The sequence below is a fragment of the Streptomyces sp. NPDC004134 genome, assembly GCF_042874195.1.
Lineage (GTDB): Bacteria > Actinomycetota > Actinomycetes > Streptomycetales > Streptomycetaceae > Streptomyces.
On sequence record NZ_JBIAMS010000019.1, the window covers coordinates 68,534 to 83,224 of the forward strand.

Here is a 14,691-nt window from a genome sequence, read left to right on the forward strand (position 1 = left end):
GTACCCCCGCACCGACTGTGCCCGAATTGCGGGGTTTCGGTGGTGTGGCGAAGATGAATCCGGTGCTGCCGCGCATCCACGCGGCCGCGCGATCCTCTCGTCATGCCTCTCCGAATCGCCGGGCGGCGGTCCGCCCCCGGCTGCTCCCGCGGGAAGGGAAACCAGGACATGCCGGTTTGCACGACGCGCGACGGTGTCGACATCTTCTACAAGGACTGGGGCACGGGGCGCCCCGTGGTGTTCATCCACGGCTGGCCGCTGAACGGCGACGCCTGGCAGGACCAGCTCAAGGCCGTGGCCGACGCCGGCTTCCGCGGCATCGCGCACGACCGGCGGGGGCACGGGCGGTCCACGCCGGTCTTCGACGGCTACGACTTCGACACCTTCGCCGACGACCTGCACGACCTGCTCACCGAACTGGACCTGCGGGACGTCACTCTGGTGGCACATTCCATGGGCGGCGGCGAGCTGGCCCGCTACATCGGCAGGCACGGCACCGGGCGGGTGCGTTCCGCGGTGCTGCTCTCGGCGATCCCGCCGCTGATGCTCCAGGGCCCGGACAATCCCGAGGGCGTGCCGCAGAAGGTCTTCGACGACATCAAGGCCGGGATCCTCCACGAGCGCTCGCAGTTCTGGAAGGAGACGGCCGTCGGCTTCTTCTCCGCGAACCGCGAAGGCACCAAGGCGACCCAGGGCAACCAGGACGCCTTCTGGCACATGGCCATGGCCGAGACCATCGAGGGCGGGGTCGCCTGCGTCGACGCCTTCGCGGCCACCGACTTCCACGAGGACCTCCGGAAGTTCGACGTGCCGACCCTCGTCGTCCACGGCGACGACGACCAGGTCGTGCCGATCGACGCCACCGGCCGCAAGACCGCCGAGATCGTCCGGGACGCCGAGCTGAAGGTCTACGAGGGCGGCAGCCACGGCATCGCCCTCGTGCCGGGCTTCAAGGAGAAGTTCACCAAGGACCTGCTGACGTTCCTCCAGAAATGACGCCCCCGAACCCCCCACCCGGAGCAGCGCGATGAGCGACCCGAGCAGCACCGACAACAGTGGCACGCCCGTCGAGAGCGACCAGTACTCGCTCAGCGTCGGCGCCGACGGCCCGATCCTCCTCCAGGACGGCTATCTGATCGAGAAGATGGCCCAGTTCAACCGCGAGCGCGTCCCCGAGCGGGTGGTGCACGCCAAGGGCTCGGGGGCGTACGGGACCTTCCAGGTCACGGGCGACGTCAGCGAGCTGACGAAGGCCGACGTCTTCCAGCCCGGCCGCCGCACCCGGATGCTGGCGCGCTTCTCGACCGTCGCGGGCGAGCAGGGCAGTCCCGACACCTGGCGGGACCCGCGCGGCTTCGCGCTGAAGTTCTACACCCGCGACGGCGTGTACGACATGGTGGGCAACAACACGCCGGTCTTCTTCATGCGCGACCCCAGCAAGTTCCAGGACTTCATCCGCTCGCAGAAGCGCACCCTCGACTCGGGCCTGCGCGACAACGACATGCAGTGGGACTACTGGACGCTCTCGCCGGAGTCGGCGCACCAGGTGACGTACCTGATGGGCGACCGCGGCATCCCCCGGACGTACCGGCACATGAACGGCTACAGCTCCCACACCTACCTGTGGACCAACGCCGCCGGCAAGCGCACCTGGATCAAGTACCACTTCAAGACCGACCAGGGCGTCGGCTACCTCACCGACGCCGACGCCGCCACGATGGCCGGCGAGGACGCCGACTTCCACCGCCGCGACCTGGCCGAGGCCATCGCCCGCGGCGAGGCGCCGTCGTGGACGCTGTACGTGCAGGCGATCCCGTACGAGGACGCGCCGGACTACCGCTTCAACATCTTCGACGTCACCAAGGTCGTCCCGCACGGCGACTACCCGCTGACCGAGGTCGGCCGGATGACGCTCGACACCAACCCGGAGGACTACTTCGTCCACATCGAGCAGGCCGCGTTCGAGCCCAGCAACCTGGTGCCTGGCATCGGCCCGTCGCCGGACAAGATGCTCCAGGCCCGCCTCTTCTCCTACGCCGACACCCACCGCTACCGCATCGGCACCAACTACGCGCAACTGCCGCCCAACCAGTCGGAGACCGAGGTCCGTTCGTACGCCAAGGACGGCGCGATGCGCTACCACCCGCCGAACGTGGCCCGCCCCTACGCGCCCAACTCCTACGGCGGCCCGGCCGCCGACGAGGAGCGCTCCAACCACCCGCCGCGCTGGACGGTGGACACCGCGGAGATGGTCCGCGCCGCCTACACCCTGCACGCGGACGACGACGACTTCACCCAGCCGGGCGCGCTGGTGCGCGACGTCATGGACGACGCCGCCCGCGACCGCCTGGTCGGCAACGTCACCCGGCACCTGCTGAACGGCGTCAGCGAGCCCGTGCTCCAGCGCGCGGTCGCGTACTGGCGCAGCGTCGACCTGCGCACCGGCGACAGGATCGCCGCGGGCGTCCGGCAGCGCTGACGCGCGGGGCACTCCGGCCCCGCCGGCGGCCGCCGCTCAGCCGGCGGCCCCCGCTCGGCCGCCGTCCAGCGTCAGCCGCGGCTTCGGCCCGTCGGTACGTCCCGTCGGCGGCCTGCGGCTGCCCGCGCGGTACGGGGCCGGCCACGGGGCGCCCGGGCCGGTGTAGCCCTGCTCGGCGGCGGCGTGCAGCGTCCAGTGGGGGTCGTAGAGGTGCGGGCGGGCCAGGGCGCACAGGTCGGCGCGGCCGGCGAGGATCAGGGAGTTGACGTCGTCCCACGAGGAGATCGCCCCGACCGCGATCACCGGGATGCCGGTCTCCGCGCGGATCCGGTCGGCGTACGGCGTCTGGTACGAGCGGCCGAACGCCGGCTTCTCGTCGGCGACGACCTGGCCCGTGGAGACGTCGATCGCCGCCGCGCCGTGGGCGGCGAACGCGCGGGCGACCGCGACCGCGTCGGCCCCGGTGGTGCCGCCCTCGGCCCAGTCGGTGGCGGAGATCCGCACGGTCACGGGCCGGTCGGCCGGCCACGCGGCCCGTACCGCGTCGAAGACCTCCAGCGGGTAGCGCAGCCTGCCGTCGAGGTCGCCGCCGTAGGCGTCGGTGCGGTGGTTGGTCAGCGGGGAGAGGAAGCCGGACAGCAGGTAGCCGTGCGCGCAGTGCAGCTCCAGCAGGTCGAACCCGGCGCGGGCGGCGCGCCGCGCGGCGGCGGCGAACTCCTCGCGGATCGCCGTCATTCCGGCGCGGTCCAGCGCGCGCGGCGTCTGGTTCAGGCCCGCGCGGTACGGCAGCGGGGAGGGGGCGACGACGGGCCAGTTGCCGTCGGGCAGCGGCTCGTCGATGCCCTCCCACATCAGCTTCGTGGAGCCCTTGCGGCCGGAGTGGCCGAGCTGGATGCCGAGGGCGGCGCCGGGCGCGTGGCCGCGTACGAAATCGGTGACGCGGCGCCAGCCGGCCTCCTGCTCGTCCGACCACAGGCCGGTGCAGCCGGGGGTGATGCGGCCGCGGGGGCTGACGCAGACCATCTCGGTCATCACCAGACCCGCGCCGCCCAGCGCGCGGGCGCCGAGGTGGACGAGGTGGAAGTCGCCGGGCAGGCCGTCCTCGGCGACGTACAGGTCCATCGGCGAGCACACGACGCGGTTGCGCAGCGTGAGGCCGCCGAGGGTGTACGGCGTGAACATCGGCGGCGTGCCCTCCGGCACCCCCGCCTCCCGCTCCACGGCGGCGACGAAGCCCGGGTCGCGCAGCCGCAGGTTGTCGTGGGTGATGCGGCGGCTGCGGGTCAGCAGGTCGAACGCGAACTGCCGCGGCGGGCGGCCGAGATGGCGCGCCAGGTCCTCGAACCACTCGCGGCTGGCGTGCGCGGCGCGCTGGGTGGAGGCGACGACGGGCTTGCGCTCCGCCTCGTACGCCGCGAGCGCGGCCGGCACGTCCGGCTGCTCCTCGACGCACGCGGCGAGCGCGAGGGCGTCCTCGACGGCGAGCTTGGTGCCGGAGCCGACGGAGAAGTGGGCGGTGTGGGCGGCGTCGCCGAGGAGGACGACGGCGCCGCCGCCGGGCGAAGGCTCGTGCCACCAGCGGTCGTTGACGACCGTGCGGAACGCCGTCCACTGCGAGCGGTTGCCCGTCAGCGGCCGGCCGCCGAGCGCGTCGGCGAAGTACGCGGCGCACCGCTCGGCCGTCTCCTCCTCGTCGCAGGCGTCGAGCCCGGCGCGGCGCCAGACCTCCTCGCGCATCTCGACGATGACGGTGGAGGCTCCTCCCGACGACGCGGCCGACACGGCGTACGGGTAGCCGTGCAACTGCATGACGCCCGCGCCGGTCTCGACGATCTCGAAGCGGAAGGCGTCGAACGCGAACGGCGCGGACAGCCACACGTACCGGCAGCGGTGTGCGGCGATCCGGGGGCGGAAGGCATCGGCGTGCGCCTCGCGGGTGGCGCTGTTGACGCCGTCGGCGCCGACGACGAGGTCGTGGTCGCGGGCGAGTTCGGCGGCGGGCGGCGCCTCGGTCCGAAACCGCAGGTCGACGCCGAGGTCGCGGCAGCGCTGCTGGAGCACTGCGAGCAGCCGGCGGCGGCCCAGGGCGGCGAAGCCGTGGCCGCCGGAGCGCTGCACGGTGCCGCGGTGGACGATGTCGATGTCGTCCCAGCGCACGAACTCCCGCTGCAGCGCGGCGTAGACGGCGGGGTCGGCGTGCTCGATGCCGCCGAGGGTCTCGTCGGAGAGCACGACGCCGAAGCCGTACGTGCTGTCCGGGGCGTTGCGCTCGTAGACGGTGACCGTACGGGCGGGGTCGAGGCGCTTGAGGAGCGCCGCGGCGTACAGCCCGCCGGGCCCGCCGCCGATGACCGCGGCCCGCACGGCGCTCAGCGCCCCTGCCAGGCGGGGGGCCGCTTGGCGGTGAACGCGGCGTGGAACTCGGCGTAGTCGGCGCTGTTCATCAGCAGCGCCTGGGTGGCGGCGTCCATCTCGACGGCGGCGGCCAGCGGCATGTCGAGCTCGGCGGTGAGCAGCGCCTTGGTCTGCGCGTACGCGAGGGCGGGCCCGGCGGCGAGGCGGCGGGCCAGCGCGGCGGCGGTCTCGTCGGCGCGGCCCTCGTCGGCGAGTTCGCTGAGGAGGCCGATGCGTTCGGCCTCGGCGGCGCGGACGGCGTCGCCGAGCATCAGCAGCCGGGTCGCGTGGCCGAGGCCGACGACGCGGGGCAGCAGGTAGGCGGCGCCCATGTCGCCGCCGGAGAGGCCGACGCGGGTGAAGAGGAAGGCGAAGCGCGCGGAGTGGTCGGCGACGCGGAAGTCGGCGGCGAGCGCGAGGACGGCACCGGCGCCCGCGGCGACCCCGTGCACGGCGGCGACCACCGGGAACGGGGCTTCGCGCAGGGCCCGTACGACCTGTCCCGTCATGCGGTTGAAGTCCAGCAGCCGGGCGGTGTCCATGGCCAGGGTGGCGCCGATGATCTCGTCGACGTCGCCGCCGGAGCAGAAGCCCCGGCCCGCGCCGGCGAGGACGAGGGCGCGGGTGCCGCCGGTGCGGGCCAGCTCGGCGATGAGGTCGCGGAGGTCCGCGTACGCCTCGAAGGTCAGCGCGTTGAGCTTCTCGGGGCGGTCGAGCGTGACGGTGACGACGCCGTCGTCTTCTGTGACCCGCAGGTGCTCCCACTGCTCGGTGCGGCCGGCGGATCCGGTGAACGGGCTCATCGTGCGCGGCCCCTGTCTGCAGACGGTGGCGGGCGGTGGCGGTAAGCCGAAGTTATCACTCGTACGTGACTGTCGTCACGACCACGCGATAAGGCCAGGGGCATGCGGATCCCGCCGGACGGCCCCGGGGAGCGGGCGGCCGCGGACGGGCGGGCGGGGGTGGGGCGTTCAGCCCAGGGTGGCGACCATGAGCGCCTTGATGGTGTGCATCCGGTTCTCCGCCTCGTCGAAGACGACGGAGTGCGCCGACTCGAAGACCTCGTCGGTGACCTCCAGCGACGTCAGCCCGTGCCGCGCGTGGATCTCCCGGCCGACGGCCGTGCCGAGGTCGTGGAAGGCGGGCAGGCAGTGGAGGAACTTCACGTCCGGGTTGCCGGTGGCGCGCAGCACGTCCGTCGTGACCGCGTACGGGCGCAGCGCCGCGATCCGCTCGTCCCACACCTCCTGGGGCTCGCCCATCGAGACCCAGACGTCGGTGGCGACGAAGTCGGCGCCGGCCACGCCCTCGGCGACGTCGGCGGTGAGGGTGATCCGCGCGCCGGAGGCGGCGGCGAGCCGGCGGGCCCCGGCGACGACGGCGTCGCCGGGCCAGTACGCCTCGGGCGCGACGATGCGCACGTCCATGCCGAGCAGGGCGGCGGTGACCAGGTAGGAGTTGCCCATGTTGAAGCGGGCGTCGCCGAGGTAGGCGTACGCGATCTCCCCGACCGGGCCCGGGCGGTGCTCGGACATCGTGAGCACGTCGGCGAGCATCTGCGTGGGGTGCCACTCGTCGGTCAGGCCGTTGTAGACGGGCACGCCGGCGTACGCGGCCAGCTCCTCGACGGCCGACTGGGCGGCGCCGCGGTACTGGATGGCGTCGTACATCCGCCCCAGCACCCGCGCGGTGTCCTTCACCGACTCCTTGTGGCCGAGCTGCGAGCCGGCCGGGTCCATGTACGTGGTCGACGCGCCCTGGTCCGCCGCCGCGACCTCGAACGCGGCGCGGGTGCGCGTCGAGGTCTTCTCGAAGACCAGCGCGACGTTCTTCCCGGCCAGCCGCTGCCGCTCGGTGCCGGCCCGCTTCGCCGCCTTCAGCTCGGCGGCCAGCGCCAGGAGGTGGTGCAGCTCCTCGGCGGTGTAGTCCAGCTCCTTGACGAAGGTCCGGCCGGTGAGGTCTATCGCCATGGTTCCGCGCTCCTGAGATTCCATGCGTGCGAACGCATCACTATACAGACCGGCTGGTGGGCACGGCTCGGTACCACCGTCCCGCTTCTCACGGGTACCCGCCTCGCCGCCGGTGGTGCACAGGACGCCCCATCGGCTTGCGTCAGCTTCCGTTCGCGGCCGGCCCCGACGGCTGCCGCGCCCGGTTCCGGAACTGCGCGGGCGACGAGCCGACCACGCGGCGGAACGCGGTGCTGAACGCGCTCTCGGACAGGTAGCCCGTGGCCCGGGCGAGCTCGGAGATCGACATCGTGTCCCGGGCGAGGGCGTCGCGGGCGAGGCTCATGCGCCACTGGATCAGGTACTCCAGCGGCGGGACCCCGACGTGGCTCTTGAACGCCTGGGCGAACGCGGAACGCGACATGTGGCTGATCCCGGCGAGCTCCCTGAGGGTCCAGGAGTGGGCCACGTCCGCGTGCACGGCCCGCAGCGCGGCACCGATGCCGTCGTCGTTCAGCGCGCCCAGCCAGCCGGTGGGCCGGTCCGTCTGAGCGGCGTGGGCGCGCAGCATGTGCACGAGCAGGATCTGCGCGAGGTGGTTCTGCACCAGCGGGCCGCCGGCGGCGGTGACCCCGACCTCGGTGGCCAGGAGATCGATCAGTTGCGCGAGCCGCCTGCCGTGGGGATCGGCCACGCGGACGATCACGAGCGGCGGCAGGAGATCGGTCAGGAGGGCCGCGTTCCGCTCGTCGAACCCGATGTGCCCGACGCAGAGGTAGAGGTCCTCCCCGGACTCCGGGCCGATCCGCACGAACCCGTCCTCCGCACCCGCCAGCACCGGCTCCGCGGGGCGCGGGCGTGCGTCGAGCGAGCCGGCGAGCACGTACGGCGGGGGGTTGCCCAGCATGAAGGTGTCGCCCGCCCGCAGGAGCACCGGCTCGTGCCCTTCGAGGATCAGCCAGCAGGTGCCGCGCACGAGGCCGCCGACCCGCACGTGCAGGAACGGGTCGAAGCGCAGCGCCCACTCACCCGCGGCCAGGAGGCTGGGCCCGATGACGGTACGGGGCCGGAGCAGGCCGATCGCGTCGGCCACGGGATCCCTGAACCCGAGCACCCGCGCCACCTCCCTGGACGATGCGTAAAGAAGTGCGGACTCTACATTATGGATCGCCCTCCGCCGCTCCGGCACTCTCGAACCCGGAAGGATCGGCAACGACACAGTGATGGAGACATCCACATGGGACAGCTCGAAGGCAGGACCGCGGTGGTCACCGGTGGCAGCACCGGTATCGGTCTGGCCACCGCCGTACGGCTGGCGGACGAGGGCGCGTACGTGTTCGTCACCGGGCGGCGCGAGGCCGAGCTGGAGGCCGCGGTCAAGACCGTCGGAACGGACCGGGCCACGGCGGTGGCCGGCGACATCGGCACGATGGCCGACCTGGACCGGCTCTACGACGCGGTACGGGCCAGGGGCGAGGGTCTGGACGTGCTCGTGGCGAACGCGGCGATCGGCACGTTCGTGACGCTGGAGCAGACCACCGAGGAGCACTTCGACCAGACCTTCGGGGTCAACGTCCGGGGCACGCTGTTCACCGTGCAGAAGGCGCTGCCGCTGCTCAACGACGGCGCCTCGGTCGTCCTGGTCGGCTCGACCGCCGGCGACCGCGGAGTGGAGGCGTTCGGCGCGTACGCCGCGTCGAAGGCGGCCGTCCGGTCCTTCGCGCGGACGTGGTCCAACGAGCTCAAGGGCCGCGGCATCCGGGTCAACGCGGTCTCGCCCGCATGGATCGAGACCCCCGGGGGCACCGCCGCCTTCGGCGACGAGGAGACCGCCCGGGCCGTCAAGGAGAACGTCGCCGCGACCGTGGCCAAGGGACGCATGGGCCGGCCCGACGAGGCCGCCGCGGTCGTGGCCTTCCTGGCCTCGGAGCAGAGCAGCTACGTCGTCGGCGCGAACCTCTACGTCGACGGGGGCACGAACCAGATCTGAGCGGCACCGCACGGCGGACGGCATCCGGAGCGTCCCGGTCCCGGGTGCCACGCCGCCGCCGTCCGGGCCCGTCCCGGCCCGGGCCGGGACGCACCCCGGCCCGGGCCGGGCCCCCGGGCTAGACCGGGTCGCGCTCGACGGGGCAGCTCATGCACCGCGGGCCGCCCCGGCCCCGGCCCAGTTCGCTGCCGCGGATCTCGATCACCTCGATGCCCTGCTTGCGCAGGAACGTGTTCGTGGTCGAGTTCCGCTCGTACGCCACCACCACGCCCGGCTCCACCGCCAGCACGTTGCAGCCGTCGTCCCACTGCTCCCGCTCCGCGGCGTGCACGTCCTGCGTCGCCGTCAGCACCCGGATCCCGTCCAGGCCCAGCGCGGCGGCGATGGCGTTGTGCATGTGCTCCGGCGGATGGTCGGTGACCTTCAGGTCGTCGCTGCCCGAGCCGGGCTCGATCGTGTACGAGCGCAGCATGCCCAGGCCCGCGTACTGCGTGAACGTGTCGCCGTCGATCATCGTCATCACCGTGTCGAGGTGCATGAACGCCCGCGCCTTCGGCATGTCGAGCGCGACGATCGTCCGCGCGGAGCCCGCCGCGAACAGCCCGCGCGCCAGCAGCTCCACCGCCTGCGGCGTGGTGCGCTCGCTCATCCCGATGAGCACGGCGCCGTTGCCGATGACCAGCACGTCGCCGCCCTCGATGGTCGACGGGTAGTCCTCCTGGCCGCCGGACCAGACGTGGAACTCGCCCGACTGCGGCCCCGCGAACAGCGGATGGTGCTTGTAGATCGCCTCGAAGTGGACCGTCTCGCGCTGCCGCGCCGGCCAGCGCATCGCGTTGATCGACACCCCGTCGTAGACCCAGCAGGACGTGTCCCGGGTGAACAGGTGGTTCGGCAGCGGGCCGAGGAGGAAGTCGTCCGGGTCCATCACGTGGAAGCGCACCGACGCCGGCTCGGCGAACCCCTCCAGGTACTCCCGCTTCGTCATCCCGCCGACCAGCGCCTCCACGAGCGCCGCGGAGTCCATGGACTCGAAGGTGGAGCGGAGCTTCTCGGTGGCGAGCGGCCCGTACTCCTTCTCGTCGAAGACGCGGTCGAGTACCAGCGCCCGCGCCTCGGGGAGGTCCAGGGTCTCGGCGAGCAGGTCGCCGAAGAGGTGCACCTGCACGCCGCGGTCGCGCAGCACGTCGGCGAAGCCGTCGTGCTCCTCGCGGGCCCGGCGGACCCAGAGCACGTCGTCGAAGAGGAGGGCGTCCTTGTTGCGGGGCGTGAGCCGCTTCAGCTCCATGTCCGGCCGGTGGAGTATCACGCGGCTCAGGCGACCGGCCTCGGAGTCGACGCGGAATGAGGGCGCTGGCATGGGATCAGACTGCCACGCGGGGCGACGCGGGGCAGCGGTTCGGGATCAGTGACGGCAGCGGGGCGAGGCGGGCCCGCGGTGGTGGTCGCGGGCCCGCCCGTCTTCACAGCCGCGGGTCCACCGGCTCCGACTCCAGCGCCAGCACCGCGAACACCGCCTCGTGCACCCGCCACAGCGGCTCCCCCGCCGCCAGCCGGTCCAGCGCCTCGAGCCCCAGCGCGTACTCGCGCAGCGCCAGGGAGCGCTTGTGCCCCAGGTAGCGGCTGCGCAGCCGGGTCAGGTTCTCCGGCCGGGTGTACTCCGGGCCGTAGATGATCCGCAGGTACTCCCGGCCGCGGCACTTGACGCCCGGCTGTACGAGCCGGCCCTCCCCGCTCCGCACGAGCGCCCGGAGCGGCTTGACGACCATGCCCTCGCCGCCGGCCGCCGTCATCTCCTGCCACCAGGCCACCCCCGCGGCGACCGACTCCTCGTCGCCGGTGTCGACGTACAGCCGCCCGGTGCGCTGGAGCAGGCCGGTGGCGTCCTGCGCCACCAGCCGGTCGAGCCGGGCGAGCTGCGCGTCGTGCGGCTCGCCGGCCAGGTTCCGGCCCTCGGCGGCGAGGAGCTGGAACGGGGCCAGCCGCACGCCGTCGAGGCCGTCGACCGGCCAGCAGTAGCGGCGGTACGCGGCCGAGAACGACTCGGCGTCGGCGGCCCGCTCGCGCTGGCGGCCGAGGAGCGCGGCGAGGGCGGCGCCGGGGTCGGGGTCCTCGGCGGCGCCGGGGTCGGTGCCCGCGGCCGGCGGGGCCGCGGGCGCGGTGGCCGCCAGGCGCGTCCGCGTCGCCTCCAGCGCCGCCAGCGCACCCGGGAACACCGCCCGCGACGCCGCGCCCACCGCGGCGTACTGCTGCCGCAGCAGCCCGCCGGCCTTCAGCGACCACGGCAGCAGCTCGGCGTCGAGCAGCAGCCAGTCCGTACCCAGCTCCTCCCACAGCCCGGCGCCCGTCGCCGCGTCGCGGACGCGGGCGAGCACCTGCTCGGTGCGCTCGGCGTCGGAGAAGAACGGGCGGCCCGTGCGGGTGTGCAGCGCGCCCGTCACGCCCGAGCCCTGCGGCAGGCCGAAGCGCTTCTCCGCCACGCCCGCGTCCCGGCACACCAGCGCCACGGCGCGCGAGCCCATGTGCTTCTCCTCGCATACCACCTGAGCCACGCCGTCCGCGCGGTACGCCGCGAACGCCTCCGCCGGGTGCTCCAGATGCCCCTCCTCGGCGGAGGTGGCGGTCGGCGCCATCGTCGGCGGCAGGTAGAGCAGCAGCCGCGGGTCGACCGCGAAGCGGCTCATGACCTCCAGGGCCGCCGCCGCGTTCTCCTCCCGTACGGCGACGCGGCCGTGCTGGGCGGTCTCCACGACGCGGCGGCCGTGCACGTCGGCGAGGTCCAGCGGGCGGTCGCCGGCCGTACCCGCCTGTGCGGCGTCCGTACCGGCGGCGCCGGCGGCGAGGGGCCTGACCGGCTCGTACCAGACGCGCTCGGCCGGGACGTCGACCAGCTCGCGCTCCGGCCAGCGCAGCGCGGTCAGCTTGCCGCCGAAGACGCAGCCGGTGTCGAGGCAGAGGGTGTTGTTGAGCCACGACGCCTCCGGCGTCGGGGTGTGGCCGTAGACGACGGCGGCGCGGCCGCGGTACTCCTCGGCCCACGGGTAGCGCACCGGCAGCCCGTACTCGTCCGTCTCGCCCGTCGTGTCCCCGTACAGCGCGAAGGAGCGCACCCGTCCGGAGGTCCGGCCGTGGTACTTCTCCGGCAGGCCGGCGTGGCTGACGACGAGCCGGCCGCCGTCGAGGACGTAGTGGCTGACGAGCCCGTCGACGAACGTCCGCACCCGGTCCCGGAACCCGGGCTCCGCCGCCTCCGCGCGCTCCAACTGCTCGACGGTCTCGGCGAGGCCGTGCGTCAGCTTGACGTTGCGGCCGTGCAGGAGGCGGCCCAGCTTGTTCTCGTGGTTGCCCGGCACGCACAGCGCGCTGCCCGCGGCGACCATGCCCATGACGCGGCGCAGCACACCGGGGCTGTCGGGACCGCGGTCGACGAGGTCGCCGACGAAGACCGCCGTGCGGCCCGCTGGGTGCACCCCGTCCTCGTACCCGAGGCTCGTCAGCAGCGTCTCCAGCTCGCTCGCGCAGCCGTGCACGTCGCCGATGAGGTCGAACGGGCCCGTGAGGTGCGCCAGATCGTTGTAGCGCCGCTCCAGCACGACCCGGGCGGCGTCGATCTCGTCGGTGCCGCGCAGGTGGTGCACGGCGCGGAAGCCCTCGCGCTGCAGCCCGCGCAGGCCGCGGCGCAGCTCGCGGCGCTGCCGCGGGATGACGTGGGCGCCCATGCCGGCGCGGTCGGGGCGGGCGGCGTTGCGCTCGCGGCAGACGCTCTCGGGGACGTCGAGGACGACCGCGACGGGCAGCACGTCGTGCTCGCGGGCGAGCCGGACGAGCCGGCGGCGGGCCTCGGGCTGGACGCTGGTGGCGTCGACGACCGTGAGCCGGCCCGCGGCGAGGCGCTTGCCGGCGATGTAGTGCAGGACCTCGAAGGCGTCGCCGGAGGCGGACTGGTCGTTCTCGTCGTCGGCGACGAGGCCGCGGCAGAAATCGGAGGAGAGCACCTCGGTGGGCTTGAAGTGGCGGCGGGCGAAGGTGGACTTGCCCGATCCCGTGGTGCCGATGAGGACGACGAGGGAGAGGTCGGGGACGCCGAGGCGGCGGGGGGCGGTGCCGGGTGCCGGGGTGGTGTCGCTCATGACGCCTCCTTCGGGGTGTGGGCGGGGCCGGCCGTTGCGGTCGTGGTGCCGGTGGTCGTTCCGGTGCCGGCGCTGGGGCTGGTGGCGGTCCTGGTGAAGACCGCGAGCTGGGTCGGCGGGCCGACCTCCGGGTCGTCAGGGCCCACCCCCTCGTACGCCACCGCGTAGCCGAACCGCGCCGCCACCGGCTCGGCCCAGGCGCGGAACTCCGCCCGGGTCCACTCGAAGCGGTGGTCCGCGTGCCGGACGTGGCCTGCGGGCAGGGACTCCCAGCGCACGTTGTACTCGGAGTTGGGCGTCGTCACGACCACCGTTCCGGGGCGCGCGGAGCCGAAGACGGCGTACTCCAGGGCGGGCAGCCGCGGCGGGTCGACGTGCTCGACGACCTCGCTCAGCACGGCGGCGTCGTAGCCCGCGAGCCTGCGGTCGGTGTACGTGAGCGCGCTCTGCAGCAGCGACACGCGCGCGGCCTGCCGCTCGCCCATGCGCTCCAGCCGCAGCCGGCGGGAGGCGGCGGCGAGGGCGCGTACGGACACGTCGACGCCGACGATCTCGGTGAACCGCGGGTCGTTCAGCAGCTCCTTCACCAACTGGCCCTGGCCGCAGCCGAGGTCGAGCACCCGGGCCGCGCCGGCGGCGCGCAGCGCCTCGGCGATGGCGGCGCGGCGCTGCACCGCGAGCGGCACCGGCTTCTCCTCGGTGTCGGTCGCCTCGTCGACGGCGTTGTCCAGCTCCTCCGGCTCGGCGTCGTCGGACTCGGCGAGGCGGGCCAGCTCCAGCCGCTCCAGCGCCTCGCGGGCGAGCGACCAGCGGCGGGAGAGGTACCGGCCGGTGATGAGGCGCTGCTCGGGGTGGTCCTCCAGCCAGCCCTCACCGGCGCGCAGCAGCTTGTCGACCTCGTCGGGCGCGACGCCGTAGTGCTTGGCGTCGTCGAGCACCGGCAGCAGGACGTACAGGTGGCGCAGGGCGTCGGCGAGCCGCACCTCGCCGTCGAGGACCAGGGAGACGTACCGCGAGTCGCCCCACTCGGGGAACTCGGGGTCCAGCGGCACGGCGTCGGCGGTGACCTGCCAGCCCATGGGCGCGAAGAGCCGGGTGACGAGCCCGGGGCCGCCGCGGGCGGGGACGGCGGGGACCTCGACGCGCAAGGGGAGGGGCCGGGCGGCGCGCTCGGGGTGGGTGCGGCTGGTGCCGGTCATGGCGGTGCGGAAGACGCGGCTGAGCGCGACGGCGAGGAGGGAGGACGCGGCGTAGGGCCGGTCGTTGACGTACTGCGCGAGGGCGGAGTCGGGGCTCTTGCCCTTGCCGCCCCTGCCTTTGCCCTTCGCGGCGCGCACGAGGCCGACGGGGTCCACTTCGAGGAGCAGCGCGGCGGTGCAGCGGGCGGGGGTCGCCTCGGGGTAGAAGACGTGGGCCGTGCCGCGCGAGGTGGCGAACTCCTGCGCCTTGCCGGGGTGCTTGTGCAGGAGGAAGCCGAGGTCGGTGGCGGGCGCGGCGTCGGTGCCGGTCGCGGTGATGGTCAGGAACACGTGGACGAGTATTTCGCGCGGGGTGGGACGGGGGCCATCGGGTTTCGGCGGGGCAGGGGCGCGGGAGCGGTGCTCGCGTCCGAGAGCGGTGCTCTGGGTGCGGCGTGCTGTTCACGTCGGGAAGCGGTGCTCTCGGCGGGGAGCGGTGCTCTCGGCGCGGGTCGTCGCTCTCGGGCGAGAGCGGTGCTCTCCGAGGCGTCGGGCGCTCACGGCGCAGAGC

General features: G+C 73.9%; 10 protein-coding genes. 3 read left to right on the plus strand and 7 right to left on the minus strand.

Annotation, left to right across the window (positions count from 1 at the left end; translation table 11 throughout):
- Positions 1 to 168 precede the first annotated feature (168 nt).
- Together ACFYVJ_RS23145 and ACFYVJ_RS23150 are read left to right on the plus strand one after the other, a co-directional pair.
- Positions 169 to 996 (plus strand): alpha/beta fold hydrolase, encoded by an 828-nt coding sequence (locus tag ACFYVJ_RS23145; protein ID WP_388894690.1) that lies wholly within the window; start codon positions 169 to 171, stop codon positions 994 to 996.
- 31 nt (positions 997 to 1,027) lie between these two features.
- Positions 1,028 to 2,479 (plus strand): catalase, encoded by a 1,452-nt coding sequence (locus ACFYVJ_RS23150; RefSeq protein ID WP_388894447.1) that lies wholly within the window; start codon positions 1,028 to 1,030, stop codon positions 2,477 to 2,479.
- Positions 2,480 to 2,515: 36 nt separating this feature from the next.
- Here ACFYVJ_RS23150 and ACFYVJ_RS23155 read toward each other — a convergent pair whose 3' ends face one another.
- The 4 genes from ACFYVJ_RS23155 to ACFYVJ_RS23170 all read right to left on the minus strand — a co-directional run bounded on the left by ACFYVJ_RS23155 (position 2,516) and on the right by ACFYVJ_RS23170 (position 7,915).
- On the minus strand, positions 2,516 to 4,843 hold the full coding sequence (locus ACFYVJ_RS23155; RefSeq protein ID WP_388894450.1) for a bifunctional salicylyl-CoA 5-hydroxylase/oxidoreductase: 2,328 nt from the start codon (positions 4,841 to 4,843) through the stop codon (positions 2,516 to 2,518).
- Between the two features lie 5 nt (positions 4,844 to 4,848).
- The gene (locus ACFYVJ_RS23160) at positions 4,849 to 5,676 is read right to left on the minus strand and encodes an enoyl-CoA hydratase family protein (protein WP_388894453.1); all 828 of its coding nucleotides are present in this window, start codon (positions 5,674 to 5,676) and stop codon (positions 4,849 to 4,851) included.
- Positions 5,677 to 5,844: 168 nt separating this feature from the next.
- The gene (gene argF, locus ACFYVJ_RS23165) at positions 5,845 to 6,843 is read right to left on the minus strand and encodes an ornithine carbamoyltransferase (protein WP_388894456.1); all 999 of its coding nucleotides are present in this window, start codon (positions 6,841 to 6,843) and stop codon (positions 5,845 to 5,847) included.
- Between the two features lie 142 nt (positions 6,844 to 6,985).
- Complete coding sequence (locus ACFYVJ_RS23170) at positions 6,986 to 7,915, minus strand: AraC family transcriptional regulator (RefSeq protein ID WP_388894458.1); 930 nt, start codon at positions 7,913 to 7,915, stop codon at positions 6,986 to 6,988.
- A gap of 144 nt (positions 7,916 to 8,059) precedes the next feature.
- Between ACFYVJ_RS23170 and ACFYVJ_RS23175 the strand changes: the two genes are divergently transcribed.
- Positions 8,060 to 8,812 (plus strand): SDR family NAD(P)-dependent oxidoreductase, encoded by a 753-nt coding sequence (locus ACFYVJ_RS23175; RefSeq protein ID WP_388894460.1) that lies wholly within the window; start codon positions 8,060 to 8,062, stop codon positions 8,810 to 8,812.
- 118 nt (positions 8,813 to 8,930) lie between these two features.
- Here ACFYVJ_RS23175 and ACFYVJ_RS23180 read toward each other — a convergent pair whose 3' ends face one another.
- From ACFYVJ_RS23180 to ACFYVJ_RS23190, 3 genes are all read right to left on the minus strand, one after another.
- Positions 8,931 to 10,172 carry an arginine deiminase gene (locus ACFYVJ_RS23180; protein ID WP_101420867.1) on the minus strand — a complete coding sequence of 414 codons (1,242 nt, stop codon included), beginning with the start codon at positions 10,170 to 10,172 and terminating at the stop codon, positions 8,931 to 8,933.
- A 103-nt stretch (positions 10,173 to 10,275) separates the two neighbouring features.
- Positions 10,276 to 12,942, minus strand: a complete 2,667-nt coding sequence (locus ACFYVJ_RS23185) for a polynucleotide kinase-phosphatase (RefSeq protein ID WP_388894464.1) — start codon at positions 12,940 to 12,942, stop codon at positions 10,276 to 10,278.
- Positions 12,939 to 14,471 (minus strand): 3' terminal RNA ribose 2'-O-methyltransferase Hen1, encoded by a 1,533-nt coding sequence (locus tag ACFYVJ_RS23190; RefSeq protein WP_388894467.1) that lies wholly within the window; start codon positions 14,469 to 14,471, stop codon positions 12,939 to 12,941. The genes ACFYVJ_RS23185 and ACFYVJ_RS23190 overlap by 4 nt, the downstream gene beginning before the upstream one ends.
- Positions 14,472 to 14,691 lie beyond the last annotated feature (220 nt).

Bases quoted from the DNA above. Each gene is read 5' to 3' on its own strand.
- ACFYVJ_RS23175 (WP_388894460.1), top strand. From the start codon at position 8,060: ATGGGACAGCTCGAAGGCAGGACCGCGGTGGTCACCGGTGGCAGCACC.
- argF (WP_388894456.1), bottom strand. From the start codon at position 6,843: ATGGCGATAGACCTCACCGGCCGGACCTTCGTCAAGGAGCTGGACTAC.
- ACFYVJ_RS23145 (WP_388894690.1), top strand. From the start codon at position 169: ATGCCGGTTTGCACGACGCGCGACGGTGTCGACATCTTCTACAAGGAC.
- ACFYVJ_RS23150 (WP_388894447.1), top strand. From the start codon at position 1,028: ATGAGCGACCCGAGCAGCACCGACAACAGTGGCACGCCCGTCGAGAGC.
- ACFYVJ_RS23185 (WP_388894464.1), bottom strand. From the start codon at position 12,942: ATGAGCGACACCACCCCGGCACCCGGCACCGCCCCCCGCCGCCTCGGC.
- ACFYVJ_RS23160 (WP_388894453.1), bottom strand. From the start codon at position 5,676: ATGAGCCCGTTCACCGGATCCGCCGGCCGCACCGAGCAGTGGGAGCAC.
- ACFYVJ_RS23180 (WP_101420867.1), bottom strand. From the start codon at position 10,172: ATGCCAGCGCCCTCATTCCGCGTCGACTCCGAGGCCGGTCGCCTGAGC.